This window comes from Alteraurantiacibacter buctensis (assembly GCF_009827655.1).
GTDB lineage: Bacteria > Pseudomonadota > Alphaproteobacteria > Sphingomonadales > Sphingomonadaceae > Alteraurantiacibacter > Alteraurantiacibacter buctensis.
The window spans coordinates 499,255-513,222 of record NZ_WTYV01000002.1 but is presented as its reverse complement, the minus strand read 5'-3'; the positions used below and the strand labels follow the sequence as shown (position 1 = coordinate 513,222).

14 protein-coding genes are annotated in these 13,968 nt (G+C 67.4%); 3 read left to right on the top strand and 11 right to left on the bottom strand.

What is annotated here, in order from left to right; all coding sequences use genetic code 11:
- Positions 1-239: 239 nt before the first annotated feature.
- Positions 240-455 carry a hypothetical protein gene (locus GRI99_RS06970; protein ID WP_160771303.1) on the top strand — a complete coding sequence of 72 codons (216 nt, stop codon included), beginning with the start codon at positions 240-242 and terminating at the stop codon, positions 453-455.
- 74 nt (positions 456-529) lie between these two features.
- Here GRI99_RS06970 and GRI99_RS06965 read toward each other — a convergent pair whose 3' ends face one another.
- Positions 530-1,318 carry a LysR family transcriptional regulator gene (locus GRI99_RS06965; protein ID WP_160771302.1) on the bottom strand — a complete coding sequence of 263 codons (789 nt, stop codon included), beginning with the start codon at positions 1,316-1,318 and terminating at the stop codon, positions 530-532.
- 136 nt (positions 1,319-1,454) lie between these two features.
- On the opposite strand from GRI99_RS06965, the gene GRI99_RS06960 reads away from it, so the two are divergent.
- Entirely contained in the window at positions 1,455-4,079 is a 2,625-nt protein-coding gene (locus GRI99_RS06960) for a M14 family metallopeptidase (RefSeq protein WP_160771301.1), read from the top strand.
- Between the two features lie 150 nt (positions 4,080-4,229).
- On the opposite strand, the gene apaG is transcribed toward GRI99_RS06960, so the two are convergent.
- The 3 genes from apaG to GRI99_RS06945 form a co-directional block, all read right to left on the bottom strand.
- Complete coding sequence (gene apaG, locus GRI99_RS06955) at positions 4,230-4,637, bottom strand: Co2+/Mg2+ efflux facilitator ApaG/CorD (protein WP_160771674.1); 408 nt, start codon at positions 4,635-4,637, stop codon at positions 4,230-4,232.
- A 120-nt stretch (positions 4,638-4,757) separates the two neighbouring features.
- Positions 4,758-6,110: a sensor histidine kinase gene (locus tag GRI99_RS06950; protein WP_202392973.1), complete on the bottom strand. Its 1,353-nt coding sequence runs from the start codon at positions 6,108-6,110 to the stop codon at positions 4,758-4,760.
- 204 nt (positions 6,111-6,314) lie between these two features.
- Positions 6,315-7,523, bottom strand: coding sequence for a trans-sulfuration enzyme family protein (locus GRI99_RS06945; RefSeq protein ID WP_160771300.1), 1,209 nt, complete (start codon positions 7,521-7,523; stop codon positions 6,315-6,317).
- A 92-nt stretch (positions 7,524-7,615) separates the two neighbouring features.
- Between GRI99_RS06945 and GRI99_RS06940 the strand changes: the two genes are divergently transcribed.
- Positions 7,616-8,890, top strand: a complete 1,275-nt coding sequence (locus tag GRI99_RS06940; protein ID WP_160771299.1) for a phospholipid carrier-dependent glycosyltransferase — start codon at positions 7,616-7,618, stop codon at positions 8,888-8,890.
- Between the two features lie 4 nt (positions 8,891-8,894).
- On the opposite strand, the gene GRI99_RS06935 is transcribed toward GRI99_RS06940, so the two are convergent.
- The 7 genes from GRI99_RS06935 to GRI99_RS06905 form a co-directional block, all read right to left on the bottom strand.
- Positions 8,895-9,080 carry a PLD nuclease N-terminal domain-containing protein gene (locus tag GRI99_RS06935; RefSeq protein WP_160771298.1) on the bottom strand — a complete coding sequence of 62 codons (186 nt, stop codon included), beginning with the start codon at positions 9,078-9,080 and terminating at the stop codon, positions 8,895-8,897.
- An 86-nt stretch (positions 9,081-9,166) separates the two neighbouring features.
- Positions 9,167-10,315, bottom strand: a complete 1,149-nt coding sequence (locus tag GRI99_RS06930) for a glycosyltransferase family 2 protein (RefSeq protein WP_237438179.1) — start codon at positions 10,313-10,315, stop codon at positions 9,167-9,169.
- Positions 10,316-10,384: 69 nt separating this feature from the next.
- Positions 10,385-11,443, bottom strand: coding sequence for a 3-isopropylmalate dehydrogenase (leuB, locus tag GRI99_RS06925; protein WP_160771296.1), 1,059 nt, complete (start codon positions 11,441-11,443; stop codon positions 10,385-10,387).
- On the bottom strand, positions 11,440-12,042 hold the full coding sequence (gene recO / locus GRI99_RS06920; RefSeq protein ID WP_160771295.1) for a DNA repair protein RecO: 603 nt from the start codon (positions 12,040-12,042) through the stop codon (positions 11,440-11,442). Before recO ends, leuB begins: the two co-directional genes overlap by 4 nt.
- 37 nt (positions 12,043-12,079) lie before the next feature.
- Positions 12,080-12,328 (bottom strand): accessory factor UbiK family protein, encoded by a 249-nt coding sequence (locus tag GRI99_RS06915; RefSeq protein ID WP_160771294.1) that lies wholly within the window; start codon positions 12,326-12,328, stop codon positions 12,080-12,082.
- Positions 12,329-12,475: 147 nt separating this feature from the next.
- Positions 12,476-13,027: a TspO/MBR family protein gene (locus GRI99_RS06910; RefSeq protein ID WP_160771293.1), complete on the bottom strand. Its 552-nt coding sequence runs from the start codon at positions 13,025-13,027 to the stop codon at positions 12,476-12,478.
- A gap of 109 nt (positions 13,028-13,136) precedes the next feature.
- Positions 13,137-13,892: a TlyA family RNA methyltransferase gene (locus tag GRI99_RS06905; RefSeq protein WP_160771292.1), complete on the bottom strand. Its 756-nt coding sequence runs from the start codon at positions 13,890-13,892 to the stop codon at positions 13,137-13,139.
- Positions 13,893-13,968: the final 76 nt, after the last annotated feature.

Here is a 13,968-nt window from a genome sequence, read left to right as displayed (position 1 = left end):
AATGGGGCCGTTTGCCGAGCGTCCGGTTTCAGGCTGACGCTTGACCGCCGGAAATGGCGAGATTGGGGGTGGGAAGCAGACATTTGCTTCAAGTCCCTCCGGTGCTAGAGCTGACATCAGTTTACCTCGCGCTAGTGATTGGAGAGGGTGGCTTGCTGGCTCCAAGGACGCCTCAGGAGGCTCTTGAAATATTTAGGAACCCCGACGCGAATGACTGGGAGCGGGATTATGCCGCTCTCATGATCGACTCGCTCGACGAAGCCTTACCTGAGCTTGAAAAGGTGGCGCGCGACGCAAGCGCAAGCGAAATGCTTCAACAAAGGGCGGCAGAAGTTCTTGGGTGCGCTTGGAGGGACCGCGGCATCCTTCTGACTGCGGACATCACCGGTTTCACGCCGATCGCCAGGCAGGAGATTCTATTTCACCGGGGCGAAGGTCTGCCATACCCGGATTAGCATCGATGTCCGCAATTGGGTCGTTTGCTGACAGGCAGCTTTTGTTCAAAGTTTCCCAATAGCTGCCGCCCGCCTCAGCCCCGCAGGAACTCCACCAGCTCGCGCACCTTTTTCTGCCGCCATTGCGGGCGCGGGGCGACCAGCCAATAGGCGTGGCGGCATTCCTCGGGGCCGTCCAGCACCACCAGCCTGCCGCTGCCCACCGCGTCGGCCACCAGCGGCAGCGGCATGGATGTGCGGCCAAGGCCGGCCACGGCGGAAGATAGCGCCTGGCCCGCATTGCCCACCTGCAGCAGGGCATCCTCGCCGTCCGGCGCGGCGAAACCGGGCCAGCTTATCCACCCTTGCGTATCCACGCTGGCGGCCACGGTGACGCGGGCACCGGGGGCCAGTTGCACGCCCTCCAGTTCGCCCGGCCCTTCGGTGAGGCGGATGGCGACATCGAGGTTGGCCTCGGTAAAGTCGGCATCTTCATCGGCGATCAGCTGGAAGCGCACATCGGGGTGCAGGCTGCGGAACGTGGCCAGGCGCGGGGCCAGCCACTGGGCGTAGAACTCGCGCGGGACGGCGATGGTATAGTTGCTGCTGGACTGGCCCGCCTGCATCGCCTGCACGCTTTCCTCGAACCGCAGGAACCCTTCACGCAAGGGATCGAGCCCGGCCACCGCCTCGTCAGTCAGTTCCAGGCCCTTGCTGGTGCGGCGGAACAGGACCACGCCCAGCACATCCTCCAGCGCGCGTATCTGCTGGCCCACGGCGGCGGGGGTGACAGCCAACTCGTCCGCCGCGCGGGTGAAGCTGAGGTGCCGGGCAGCGGCATCGAATACGCGCAGGGCGTTGAGGGGCAGATGGGTGCGCTTCATGGGTGGCCCCGCGTGTAATGCCCCATGCTGCGGCGGGCAAGCTTGCGGTCGATTAATGGCCCCGTCGATAATGGCTTGACCGATTGCAGGTGAAACCACAGGACTGCGGCAGACCGCTGTTCTGCCGGAGATTTCCATGCGCCGCCTGTTTGCCGCCCTTGCGCTGATGCTTGCTCCTGTTGCCGCGCCCGTTGCCGCGCAAAGCATGGTGGAAGGCACCTTCCGGGCTGACGTGCCGACGCTGGAGCAGGTGGTGGGCCACCGCAGCGGCACGCGCATCTCCAGCCCGGAGCAGGCGCTCACCTATATGCGCGCCCTGGCCGAGGCCGAGCCGGAACGGATGCGGCTGGTGGAATATGCGCGCAGTTGGGAAGGCCGCCCGCTGGTCTATGCGGTGATTTCCAGCCCGGCCAACATGGCGCGGATCGAGGCGGTGCAGGCCGACCTGGCGCAACTGGCGCAAGGGGCCGCGCCCTCTTCCCTCGGAAACGTGCTCCCGGTCACCTGGCTGGGCTATGGCGTGCATGGTGACGAGATTTCCAGCACCGATGCCGCGCTCAGCCTCGCTTATCACCTGCTGGCTGCGCAGAACGATACGGCGGTGGACCGGATCCTCAACAACACCGTGGTGGTGATCGACCCCAGCCAGAACCCGGACGGGCGCGCCCGTTTCGTCAACAGCTTCATGGCGCAGAGCGGCATCGCCGCATCGGGCGACCGGTACAGCGCGGCGGCGGACCAGCCGTGGCCGGGCGGGCGCTTCAACCACTACCTGTTCGACCTCAACCGTGACTGGTTCGCCGTCACCCAGCCGGAAACCCGCGGCCGCATCGCCGCCGTGCGCCAGTGGCAGCCGGTGGTGGTGGTGGACGCGCACGAGATGGGCGGGGACGACAGCTATTTCTTCCCCCCCGTGGCCGATCCCATCAACCCCAACGTAACCCAGGGCCAGCGCGACCTGATGGGCCTGCTGGGCCGCAACAACGCCGCCGCGATGGACCGCATCGGCCAGCCCTATTTCACCCGCGAGGTGTTCGACCTGTTCTACCCCGGCTACGGTGACAGCTGGCCCACCCACAACGGCGCGGTGGGCATGACGTTCGAGCAGGCATCGGCGCGCGGGCTGGCGTGGGAGCGCAAGGACGGCAGCGTGCTGACCTATGCCGACGGGGTGAGGAACCACTTCACCACCACCTTTGCTACCGCGCTGACCGTGGCCGACAACGCCCAGCGCTTCCTGACCGAATATGCCGCCTATCGCCGCAGCGCGGTGGCCGGGCAGGTGGGCGGCAGCGGCGGCTATGTGATCGACCTGGCGCAGCGCCCGTGGAACGCCGAACAGCTTGCCCGCCGCCTGGTGACGCAGGGCATCGCCGTGCGCCGCGTGGCAGGCCCCGCCACCGTGTGCGGCCGCTCCTATCCCGCAGGCTACCTGTCGGTCTCCACCGCACAGGCCAGCGGCCGGCTGATCCGCAGCCTGCTGGATGCCGATACCCCCCTGCCAACCCAGTTCGTGCAGGCCCAGGAAAGCCGCCGCGACCGCGGGCTGGCGCACGAGCTGTACGATACCACCGCCTGGTCGGTGGGGCAGATGTCGGGCCTGGCCGTGCGCGAATGCGCGGTGACCGGGGCCGGCACGCTGGTGGGGGCAGACGATCCCCTGCCCGCGCGCGCCGAAGCCCCCGGCGCTTTCGGCCTGGCCGTGCCGTGGACCGACAGCGGCCAGGTCCGCCTGGTGACCGAGGCGCTTGCCGCCGGGCTGGTGGGCCGCGCCACCAACGAAGCCTTTACCATGGGCAGCCGCACCTTCCCGCGCGGCACCGTGGTGTTCGCCCGCGGTGACAACCCGGAGAAGCTGGACGAGCTGACTGCCATCGCCACCCGCATCGGGGCGGAAACCGTGGCCCTCGGCTCCGGCTGGACCGACAGCGGGCCCAACATGGGCAGCGATGCCTTCGTGCGCCTTTCGCGCAACCCGCGCGTGGCCATGCTGTGGGATGATGGGGTGGACCCGACCAGCGCCGGCGCGCTGCGCTATACGCTGGAGCAGCGGCTGGGCATCCCCGTCACCGCCATCCGCACCGGCACCGTGGGCCAGGCGAACCTGGGCCGGTATGACGTGCTGCTGGTGCCCGATGGCTATTACAGCGAGGCGCTGGGCAGCGGCGCGCGCGCAGCCATCGCCACCTATGCTCGCAGCGGCGGCGTGGTGGTGGCCATCGGCAACGCGCTGACCGCATTCAACAGCGGCGACAACGCGCTGTTCGCCCTGCAGCGCGAAACCGTGCTGGGCGGCGAACCGGCCAAGGACGACGAGGACGAGAAGGACGGCGCCGCCGGCGAAGCCATCGGCTCCGAAGCCGACTACCTGGCCGCCATTGCCGATCCGCACCGCTCGCCCGACGTGCTGCCGGGTGCCCTGCTCAACACCGCCATCGATGCCGACAGCTTCCTGTCTGCCGGCTACGACCAGGCCGCCCCGGTGGTCTTCGCCGCCGGTGACCTGGTATTCGCCCCGATGGGCCGCGCGGACGGGACCAACGTGGTCCGCTATGCCGCCGCGCCGGATCTGGTCGCCAGCGGCTATGTATGGGCGGAAAACCGCCGGCAGATGGCCTTTAAGCCCTTCATGGTGGCCCAGGGCACCGGCGGCGGCCTGGCGATCGGCTTCACGCAGGACCCGGCCATGCGCGGTTACCTGGACGGGCTGGACCTGCTGTTGGCCAACGCCGTGCTGATGGCCCCGGCACGGGTGCGGTGAGCCTTCGCCTGGGATTGGTGAGAATTCGCTCAAACTGGAGCGAGAATGGGTGATTTCGAGAACCGGCGCGCAGCGGCCTTTCCGGCCGTGAGCACCGGAGCGGAGAAAGCGCCTGTTCGCAGCCCGGTTTCAGCGAATTATCGCCGATCTCTATCGCCGCGCTTCGTCTTCCTCGGTCACGGCCAGCCCGAAATGCGGGATCGCCACCTCAAAGTGGCTGCCGTCCTGCCGGGTGAAGGTGTAGTAGCCTTCCATCGCCCCGCTGGGCACGGTCAGCTCGCAGCCGGACACATAGTCATGGCTTTGCCCCGGCAGCAGCAGCGGGGTTTCGCCCACCACGCCTTCTCCGTCGACCAGGTTCACCATGCCGCGCGAGTCGGTGATCCGCCAGTGGCGGGTGCGCAGCTGCACCGCGTCCTCGCGGTGGTTCTCAAGCCGGATGTGATAAACCCAGAACCAGCGGCCCGCTTCTACCCGGCTCTGTTCGGGCATGAAGTTGACCGAGACGCGCACCGTCACGCCATTGGTGGTGGCGACATGCTGGAACAGGGCCCTCATGGCATCGGCAATGGTCATGAGTCGGCAGCGTAACGGGTTTGCGGTGGCGGGCAAGGGCCATGCGGCGGAATGCGACGCCGCGCGTTGGCCTGTGGTGCGGGCGCATCAGCGCCCGCGCGCTCAGGCCTCCGGTTCCGGCTCGTGCCCCGGCGTTACCATGGCCACCGGTGCCACCAGCCGCCACGTGACGCCGCCGGGCGCATAGTCGATATCGGCGCTGCCGCCGAAATAGCGCCGCGGCACGTCGCTGATCAGCGTGGTGCCAAAGCCCTTGCGGGTGGGTGGGCTGACCGGCGGGCCGCCGCTTTCGGTCCAGCTGAGGTGCAGGTTGCCATCTTCCACCCGCGCGGCAATCTGCACCACGCCTTCGGCCACGCTGAGCGCGCCGTACTTCAGCGAATTGGTGGCCAGTTCGTGCAGCGCCATGCCGATGGTTTCTGCGGCCCGCGGGCCGATGGACAGGTCCGGCAGGTCCGTCTGCAGCGATCCCGCCGCCCCTTCCACCAGCTTCAGCTGCCCGGCCACCAGTTCGTCCAGCGGCACTTCGCGCCAGGCGCGGCGCACCAGGATGTCCTGGCTGGCTGCCAGCGAGCGGATGCGTTCGGAGAAGCGGGCGACGAATTCCTCGTTGCCCTCAATGCTCCGGCGCAGCAGGGCCTGGATGGTGGTGAGCATGTTCTTGCTGCGGTGGTTCACCTCCAGCAGCAGCAGGCGGATCTGCTCGGCCTGCTGGAGCTGCTCGGTGATATCGGTGTTGGTGCCGAACCAGCGGATGATCTCGCCCGCCTCATTGCGGATCGGCTTGGCACGGCTGAGGAACCAGCGCCACTCGCCGTCCTTGCCCCGCAGCGGGAAGGTGTCCTCCCACTCGTCGCCCGATTGCAGGTGCTTGATCCACAGCTCCTTCACCCGCGGCAGGTGGTCGGGATGCTGGACCTTCTCCCAGCCCCAGCCGTCCATCTCCTCCCAGGTCGTGCCGGTGAAGTCATACCAGCGCTGGTTGTACCAGAACAGGTGTCCGTCCGCGTTGGCCATCCAGCACAGCGGGGCGATATTGTTGGCCAGCGTCTCAAAGCGCGCCTTGCTGACCAGCAGTTCCGCCTGCTGCTTCAGGTACGGTCCGGCATCGCGGGCGATCTTGCTGGCGCCAACAACGGTGCCCATTTCGTCCCGCACAGGCGAAACGGTGACCGAAATGTCCAGCTCGTGGCCGTCCTTGTGCAGGCGCTTGGTCAGGAACTGCCCCACCCGCTCACCCCGGCCGATGCGGGCGAGGATATCGTCTTCCTCGTGCTGGCGGTCGGGCGGCAGCAGGCGGCGGATCGAGTAGCCGACCATTTCGGCGGAGCTCCAGCCGAACAGCCGCTCGGCCGCTGGGTTCCACGAGATGACCACGCCGTTCACATCCTTGGCGACGATGGCATCGTCCGAGGATTCGACCAGCGCAGCGTAGAAGTCGAAGATCCCGATCAAACCCTATCACCTTGAAAACATTGAACAAAATCTTCAATGTGCGGCCAATACACCATTTCTGGCCGATTGGCGAGTGATTATCGGGAACCGCATTGCGGGCTGACCATTGCGCCGCGGCTGCCGTAAAACCGCGCGGTCAATATGGACCTTGGTCCATTGCATGTCAAAGGCGGCCGCACCGGCCAGCCTGGCGGCGTCCGGTGGCTAGATGCCGGCCTTGCTGAACGCCTGGTCCAGGTCCTCGATCACGTCGAGCGGATCTTCCAGCCCCACGTTGATGCGGATCATCCCTTCGTCCACGCCCATGTCGGCGCGGCCCTCCGGCCCCATGTTGTGGTGCGTGGTGCTGGCCGGGTGGCAAGCCAGCGACTTGGAATCGCCGATGTTGTTGGAGATATCGACCAGCTCCAGCGCATCGAGCACGGCAAAGGCCTTTTCCCGCCCGCCATCGACCACGAAGCTGAAGATCGGCCCGAAGGCGTCCATCTGCTTTGCCGCCAGTTCGTGCTGGGCAAAGCTGGGCAGGCCCGGGTGCAACACGCGGGCCACGCGGCTTTCCACGAAGCGGCCCACGGCCAGCGCGTTCTCGCTCTGCTTGTGGGCGCGCAGGTCCAGCGTCTCCAGCCCCTTCAGCACCACCCAGGCATTGAACGGCGAGAGCACAGGGCCGGTGTTCCGCTGAAACGGACTCAGCACTTCGTTGATCCACTGGCTGGACCCGCACAGCGCCCCCGCCAGCACGCGGCCTTGCCCGTCCATCAGCTTGGTGGCCGAATAGGCGACCACGTCTGCCCCGAATTCCAGCGGCCGTTGCAGGCTGGCGGTGGCAAAGGCGTTGTCCACCACGGTGGTGATGCCGTGTGCGCGGGCCAGGCCGCAGACATAGGCCAGGTCAACGATATCCAGCGTGGGGTTGGCCGGCGTTTCGAAGAAAAACACCTTGGTGTTGGGCTGGATCGCCGCTTCCCACTCGGCATTGTTGCGCCCGTCCACGATGGTGTGGGTGATGCCGAAGCGGTTGAGCACGTTGGCCAGGATCCACCGGCAGCTGCCGAACGCCGCCTTGCCCGCCACCACGTGATCGCCGGCGCTGAGCATGCACAGCAACGCACTCGTCATCGCCGCCATGCCGCTGGCCTGCACCTTGCACGCCTCGGCCCCTTCCATCGCGGCGATGCGTTCTTCCAGCATGGCCACGGTGGGGTTCTGGAAGCGCGAATACTGCATGCCGCTGGCATCGCCCCGGAAGCGCGCGGCCACCGTCTCGGCGCTGTCATAGGTATAGCCGCTGGTCAGGAACAGCGCCTCGCTCGTCTCGCCGTGCTCGCTGCGCATGGTGCCCGCGCGCACGGCACGGGTGGCAGGGCGCCACTTGGAAGTCAGCGAGCGATCGGAGCCGGAGGTTCTCTTCATGAGCGCAGCGTTTAGGAGCGTGGGGGGCCCAGAGCAAGTGGCGCGGGGCAAGTGTTGCGCGGCCTGTCATCGCAGCCTAATCGTGGCCTGGCATGAGCCAGCCGCCGCACCACCCTGCCGATCCGATCTGCTGGCACATCGTCATCACCGCGTTGTTCGCCGTGCTGGCCTGCGTGCGGCTGACGATTCCGTCCGGCCCGATGTTCGACGAGGTGCATTACATGCCCGCCGCGCGCAACCTGCTGGCGCTGTCCGATGCGGTAAACCTGGAACATCCGCCGCTGGGGAAGGAACTGATCGCGCTTGGCATGCTGCTGTTCGGAGACGAGCCGCTGGGCTGGCGGATCATGCCGCTGCTGTTTGGTATCCTGGCGCTGTTTGGCGCCGTGCGCGCCATGTGGTTCCTCAGCCTCAGCCGCGCGGCCAGCCTGCTGACGGGCCTGTTCCTCGTCACCGGCTTTCCGCTGCTGCTCCAGGCGCGGATCGCCATGCTGGACGTGTTCATGCTGTCATTCGTGATGCTGGGCCTGTGGCAGTGCGCCGGGGCCTACCGCGAGCCGGAGACGGCGCGCTGGCGGCTGGCCCTGGGCGGCGCGGCGCTGGGGCTGGCGATGGCCGCCAAGTGGAACGCCATCCCCATTGCCATGCTGCCGGGGCTGGCCTTCTTCATCGCCCGCGCCTGGCAGGGCCGCGCGCACTTCCTCACCAGCAACCGGGGCTGGCCGATCGGCGGCATGACGCTGGCCGAGGCGGCGCTGTGGCTGGCCGTGGTGCCGCTGCTGGCCTATGCGGCAACCTATTGGCCGTTCCCGTTCTATGCCACGGTGCCGGGCAACCCTACCGGCCTGATTGCGCTCCACCGGCAGATGCTGGACCTGCAGACGCAGGTGCTGCCGCCGCATCCCTACCAGAGCCAATGGTGGCAATGGGCCAGCAACACGCGGGCGATCTGGTATCTCTACGAGGTGACCGACGGGGCCCAGCGCGGGGTGCTGATGATGGGCAATCCGCTCAGCTCGCTGGCGGCCCTGCCCGCGCTGCTGTGGTGTGGCTGGGCCTGGTGGAAGCAGGGGCGGCGCGACTGTGCGGCGCTGCTGGTGCTCTACCTTGTCAGCATGGCGCTGTGGGTGCTGGCCCCCAAGCCGGTGCAGTTCTACTATCATTACGTTTTGCCGCACTGCTTCGCCATGGCCGCATTGGCGCTTGGGGTGGAGAAGCTGTGGCAGAACGGCGAACGGCTGACCCCGGCCGCGATCGTGCTGGGGTCGACCGGCGTGTTCGTGTGGTTCTACCCGATCCTGACCGCCGCGCCGCTGGCGGGCGAGCAGGCGTTCCTGGATTATGCCTGGCTGGTTGGCTGGCGCTAAACGCCTAGCGCATCCTGGACGATGAGCGGCGCGGGGCCGGGGCCAGGAACCAGGCCCCTGCACCCAGGACCGGCAGCAGGATCACGGCAACAATCCACAGCGCCTTGGCCGGGGGCCGGGCCACGCTCTGCACGATGTTGATGATCGCCATCAGGTCGATCACGAAGATTACTATGGCCAGGGCCATCATCTGCCTGCTCCTTGCGACACCGGGACGGTGCCGGGGCACCGTCCATCGCAACCAGCGGCAGGTTTTTCCCGGGTTTGTCCCGGGTTCTAGCGGTAGCGACCCCAGACAAACTTGCTGGAGAGCGCATAGTTCCACACCGATGCCAGCACCACGCCGATCAAGGCGGCCGCCCACCAGCGCCAGCCGTGGCCCTGGAGATAGCTGCTCACCGCCACGTTGGCGAAAGCGCCCACGGCGCTGGTGGCGCAAAAGCCCATCCAGCCATAGAACATCGCCTTGGCCCCGGTCAGCTTCTTGTCGCGATATGTGAGCAGGTTGTTGAGCCAGAAGTTGAACGTCATCGCCACGATGGTGGCGGCGGCGGTGGCCAGGGTGAAGGTGGTCAGGCCCGTGCGGAACAGCGCCGCCAGCACCGCCATGTGGACGAATACGCCCAGCCCCCCCACGGTGCCGAACAGGGCAAAGCGGGTGGGAATGTACCTGCCGAGGTAGCGTTCATACAGCCCGGCCAGGAAATCCAGCACCACGGCATGGTCCAGCTTGCTCTCGCCCGAGAGCCGTTCGGCAAATTTCAGGGGGAATTCCTTCACGCGGAGTTGCGGGGAAGCTGTGGCAAGAATGTCCAGCATGATCTTGAAACCGATGCCGGAAAGATCCTGCGCTTGGCTACGGAGCTGGTCGGTTCGCAGCAGGAAGAAGCCGCTCATGGCATCCGACAGCTCGGTGCCGGTCAGTTTGCGGGCAACGGCATTGGCAAAGCGGCTGCCGTTCTCGCGGCCCTTGCTGGTCAGGCCATCGGCGTTGCCGCCCACGGCGAAACGGCTGGCATAGGCCAGGTCAGCCTCGCCGCTCTTCACCGCTTCCAGCATATGCCTTAGCAGCGCGGGATCGTGCTGGTGGTCGGCATCCATCACCGCCACGAAGGGGGCGGCGGTGGCGCACATGCCTTCGATCGCGGCGCTGGCCAGCCCCCGGCGGCCGATGCGCTGGATCACCCGAATGCGCGGATCGGTGCGGCCGATGCGGCGGGCCTCGTCGGCCGTGCCATCGCGGCTGTTATCGTCCACGAACACGGCTTCCCAGCCGGTAGGGCCCAGCGCCTCTTCCAGGCGTGCCACCATCGGCGCAATGTTCCCGCGCTCGTTCAGGGTGGGCATCACCACGGCCAGTTCGAGCGGCGCAGCACCCGACGGAGCGGCGACTTCGGCAGCGGGAGTAAAGTGCGACTGCGTCATATCCATGCCCCGGGGCGATACATGGTTAAGGCTAACAAGAGGTTTACGGTTTATGGGAGGTTTACGGGTCTATAGGCGGCTGGCGACCGCGTCCCCGATCGCCGCAGTGCCGTGGCTGCCGCCGAGGTCCGCACCCTTGATGCCGTCGGCCAGCGCCTGCGCGACCGCAGCCTCCACCCGCGCGGCCTGTGCCTCCAGCCCCAGCGAGTGGCGCAGCAGCATGGCCAGCGACAGGATCATGGCCATCGGGTTGGCCTTGCCCTGCCCGGCAATGTCCGGCGCGGAACCGTGGATCGGCTCGTACAGGCCCAGCGTGCCGTACTGCGTCTGCTTCTCGCCCAGGCTGGCGCTGGCGAGCAGGCCGATCGAGCCCACGCACATGCTGGCCTGGTCCGACAGGATATCGCCGAACAGGTTGCCGGTGACCACCACGTCGAACTGGCCGGGGTTGCGGACGAGCTGCATGGCGGCATTGTCCACGTACATGTGGCTCAGCGCCACGTCGGGGTATTCGGCGCTCACCTCGATCACCACGTCGCGCCACAACTGGCTGGTTTCCAGCACGTTGGCCTTGTCCACGCTGCACAGCGTCTTCTTGCGGCCCTGCGCGGCGCGGAAGGCCACATGGGCGATGCGGCGCACCTCGTCCTCGGCATAGGACATGAAGTCATAGCCCTGGCGGCGGCCATCGGGCAGCGTGCGGATGGCCTTTTCGCCGAAGTAGACGTCACCGTTCAGTTCGCGCACGATCAGCAGGTCGATCTGCCGGGCCACTTCGGGGCGCAGGGCGGAAAGGTCTTCCAGGCCGGCAAACATCGTGGCGGGGCGCAGGTTGGCAAACAGCGTCAGCGCCTGGCGCAGGCCCAGGATGGCCTGTTCAGGGCGCAGGTGCCGCTCCAGGGCGTCGCAGGTGGGATCGCCCACCGCGCCGAACAGCACCGCATCGCTCGCCTGGCACAGGGCCAGCGTTTCCGGCGGCAGCGGGTGGCCGTGCTTGTGATAGGCGGTGCCGCCCACGTCGGCGTGGCCCAGCTCCAGACCCTCGATGGCCAGAACGTCCAGCACCTTCAGCGCTTCCGCCATGATTTCGGGGCCGATCCCGTCACCGGCCAGACATGCAATCTTCATTGTTCCATACGCCCCAGCAGTTCGCGCAACCGCGCGCGCGCCGCCATAACGTCTGCGCGGGCGTGGGCAAGCAGGTAGTGGGCGATCTGCGGCCCCTGCCGGTCCATCAGCGCCAGCAGGGCGGCCAGATCGCCCTCCGGCCGCGCACCCTGCCCGCCATAGCCCAGCTCGCGCAGCAGCAGCAGTTCATAGCCCAGCAGCGCCCCCAGCCAGCCGCGCGCCGAGGGGGCATGGCACACGGCATCGAGCAGAGCGTCGAGTGCAGGATAAAGCGAGGGATAGGCCTGGCGTTCGGGCAAGGCGCTGGCGGTAACCGCGCAGGCCCAGCCGATCGCGGCGGCGGCCAGCGGCTCGGCCAGGAACGGCGCGCGGCTGGTGACGAGTTCCGGTTTGGCAAAGGGCAACTGGCTGTCGCCGCGGGCGCTGATCGCCAGGTCCACCCCGTTGCCGGGGATCAGCACCGGGCGCAGGGTGCGCCCCCGCCCGCCGGCGACATAGCCGGCGACAAGGCCGTGATCGGCTGTCAGGAAGCGGGCCACCACCGCCGTCTCGCCATGCGGGCGTGCGGCAAGGCACACGGCGGGGGTGCGGAGTTGCATCGGGTATCACTGCCGTGCGACTGCGACGGCGGCAAGCCTACTTCGGCTGGGCAGCTTCCAGCGCCGCCAGGCGGGCTTCCAGCGCCTCCACCTTCTCGCGCGCGGTGGCGGCCATTTGCTTCACCGTGTCGAATTCCTCGCGGGTGACGAAATCCATGCCACCCAGCGCGTCCTTCATCCGCTCGCGCGCGGAATCCCGCGCCTCGCGGGTCATGCCGGCAAGGGTTCCGGCGGCGGAGTTGGCCAGCTTGACGAAGTCGGCGATGATCGGGTTTTCGCTTTGCATGGGGGCTATGTGGTCCTGTCGCTGCGTCAGATCAATAGGGCAAACGGGCCAAAGGCCCGCAAGGTCGAACGACCGCCCGCAGGTGCCGCGCAACGAAGTGGAGCTACCAGCACCGAGGATCGCGCGCCCGAATGGGCGTGCGGACAATCAGAGTTCGATCACCTGCACCGCGTTGTTCGCATCGATCTCCTTGGCATCGGGGTTCAGTTGCAGGAACTGCCAGTTGAGCACGCTGGCGAACAGGATCCACGCCATATAGGGCACCAGCAGCCAGGCCGCTGCCTTGCGGACCCTGGCGAACAGCCAGATCGTTACCGCCACGGCCAGGACCAGCGCCAGCAGGATCGCCTGGGCCAGCGGAATATCATGCGCGCCGAAGAACACCGGCGACCAGGTGAGGTTGAGCGCCAGTTGCACCACGAAGGCGGCAATCGCCCAAGGTCGCCAGCGCGCGCCCCAGGCGGCGCAGACCATCGCCAGCGCCAGCCCCATCATGAAATAGAGCGCCGACCAGACGATGCCGAAGGTCACCGGCGGGGGGAAGATGGCGGGCTTTTCCAGCGCCATGAACCACGGGCTGGTGGCATCGCCGCCCACCCGGCCAGAGAGGAACCCCAGCAGCATCACCAGCGGGATCAGGAACAGCGCCCAGCGCAGCAGGCTGGCACGCAACTGGGCGGGGCTGGCAAGCCGGTTCATCTATCGTCCCCAAGCATGGGCGGTAAAACGGGTACCGCGCCGGAATCGTTCCGCCCGATAGTGGCGAGCCGCCGCGCCGGGCGCAAGCGGCCCGAAGGTCCGCAACGGATCAATCCCCCGAACGCCAGGCCGAAACAAGGAATTCCACGTTGCCTTCCGTCCCGGTGATCGGGCTCGGTGCCAGGTTCTCGACCGTCCAGCCACTGGCTTCCAGCCAGGCGGTTACCTCGTCGCACACTCGGCTATGAACTGCGGGATCGCGGATAATGCCGCCCTTGCCCACTTCCTCGCGCCGGGCCTCGAACTGGGGCTTGATCAGCGCCACCAGTCGGCAGGTCGGCGCGGCCAGTTTCAGCGGCACTTCCAGCACCTTGGCCAGCGAAATGAAGGACGCATCGCACACCACCCAGTTGCACGGCCGGTCGATCAACGCAGGCGTCAACTCGCGGGCGTTGGTCTGTTCCAGCACGGCGATGCGCGGATCGTTGCGCAGCCGCCAATCGAGCTGGTTGGTGCCTACGTCCACCGCGTAAACATGCTCCGCCCCGTGGTGCAGCAGCACCTGGGTAAAGCCGCCGGTGGAACTGCCGATGTCCATCGCCACCGCGCCCGTGGGGTCCAGGCCGAACAGCCTGATCGCCCCGTCCAGCTTCACTCCGCCGCGCCCCACCCAGGGGTGATCGCGGCCTTTCACCTCGATCGGCGCGTCCGACGGCACCTTCTGCCCCGGCTTGTCGACGCGCGTGCCGCCCACGAATACCAGCCCCGCCATCAGCAGCGCCTGCGCGCGGGCGCGGCTTTCCGCCTCGCCCCGCTCCACCAGCAACTGGTCGATCCGCTGCTTGCTGCTCTTGCCCTCAGCCATGCCAGCGGCGATAGGATGGCGGCGATTGGCGCGCCAGAGGCAATTGTGTGACGCGCTGTCACATTTGCCGGCCAGG

Bases quoted from the DNA above. Each gene is read 5' to 3' on its own strand.
- GRI99_RS06930 (WP_237438179.1), bottom strand. From the start codon at position 10,315: ATGACGCAGTCGCACTTTACTCCCGCTGCCGAAGTCGCCGCTCCGTCG.
- GRI99_RS06945 (WP_160771300.1), bottom strand. From the start codon at position 7,523: ATGAAGAGAACCTCCGGCTCCGATCGCTCGCTGACTTCCAAGTGGCGC.
- GRI99_RS06960 (WP_160771301.1), top strand. From the start codon at position 1,455: ATGCGCCGCCTGTTTGCCGCCCTTGCGCTGATGCTTGCTCCTGTTGCC.
- GRI99_RS06940 (WP_160771299.1), top strand. From the start codon at position 7,616: ATGAGCCAGCCGCCGCACCACCCTGCCGATCCGATCTGCTGGCACATC.
- leuB (WP_160771296.1), bottom strand. From the start codon at position 11,443: ATGAAGATTGCATGTCTGGCCGGTGACGGGATCGGCCCCGAAATCATG.
- GRI99_RS06905 (WP_160771292.1), bottom strand. From the start codon at position 13,892: ATGGCTGAGGGCAAGAGCAGCAAGCAGCGGATCGACCAGTTGCTGGTG.
- GRI99_RS06970 (WP_160771303.1), top strand. From the start codon at position 240: ATGATCGACTCGCTCGACGAAGCCTTACCTGAGCTTGAAAAGGTGGCG.
- apaG (WP_160771674.1), bottom strand. From the start codon at position 4,637: ATGAGGGCCCTGTTCCAGCATGTCGCCACCACCAATGGCGTGACGGTG.
- recO (WP_160771295.1), bottom strand. From the start codon at position 12,042: ATGCAACTCCGCACCCCCGCCGTGTGCCTTGCCGCACGCCCGCATGGC.
- GRI99_RS06935 (WP_160771298.1), bottom strand. From the start codon at position 9,080: ATGATGGCCCTGGCCATAGTAATCTTCGTGATCGACCTGATGGCGATC.
- GRI99_RS06915 (WP_160771294.1), bottom strand. From the start codon at position 12,328: ATGCAAAGCGAAAACCCGATCATCGCCGACTTCGTCAAGCTGGCCAAC.
- GRI99_RS06910 (WP_160771293.1), bottom strand. From the start codon at position 13,027: ATGAACCGGCTTGCCAGCCCCGCCCAGTTGCGTGCCAGCCTGCTGCGC.
- GRI99_RS06965 (WP_160771302.1), bottom strand. From the start codon at position 1,318: ATGAAGCGCACCCATCTGCCCCTCAACGCCCTGCGCGTATTCGATGCC.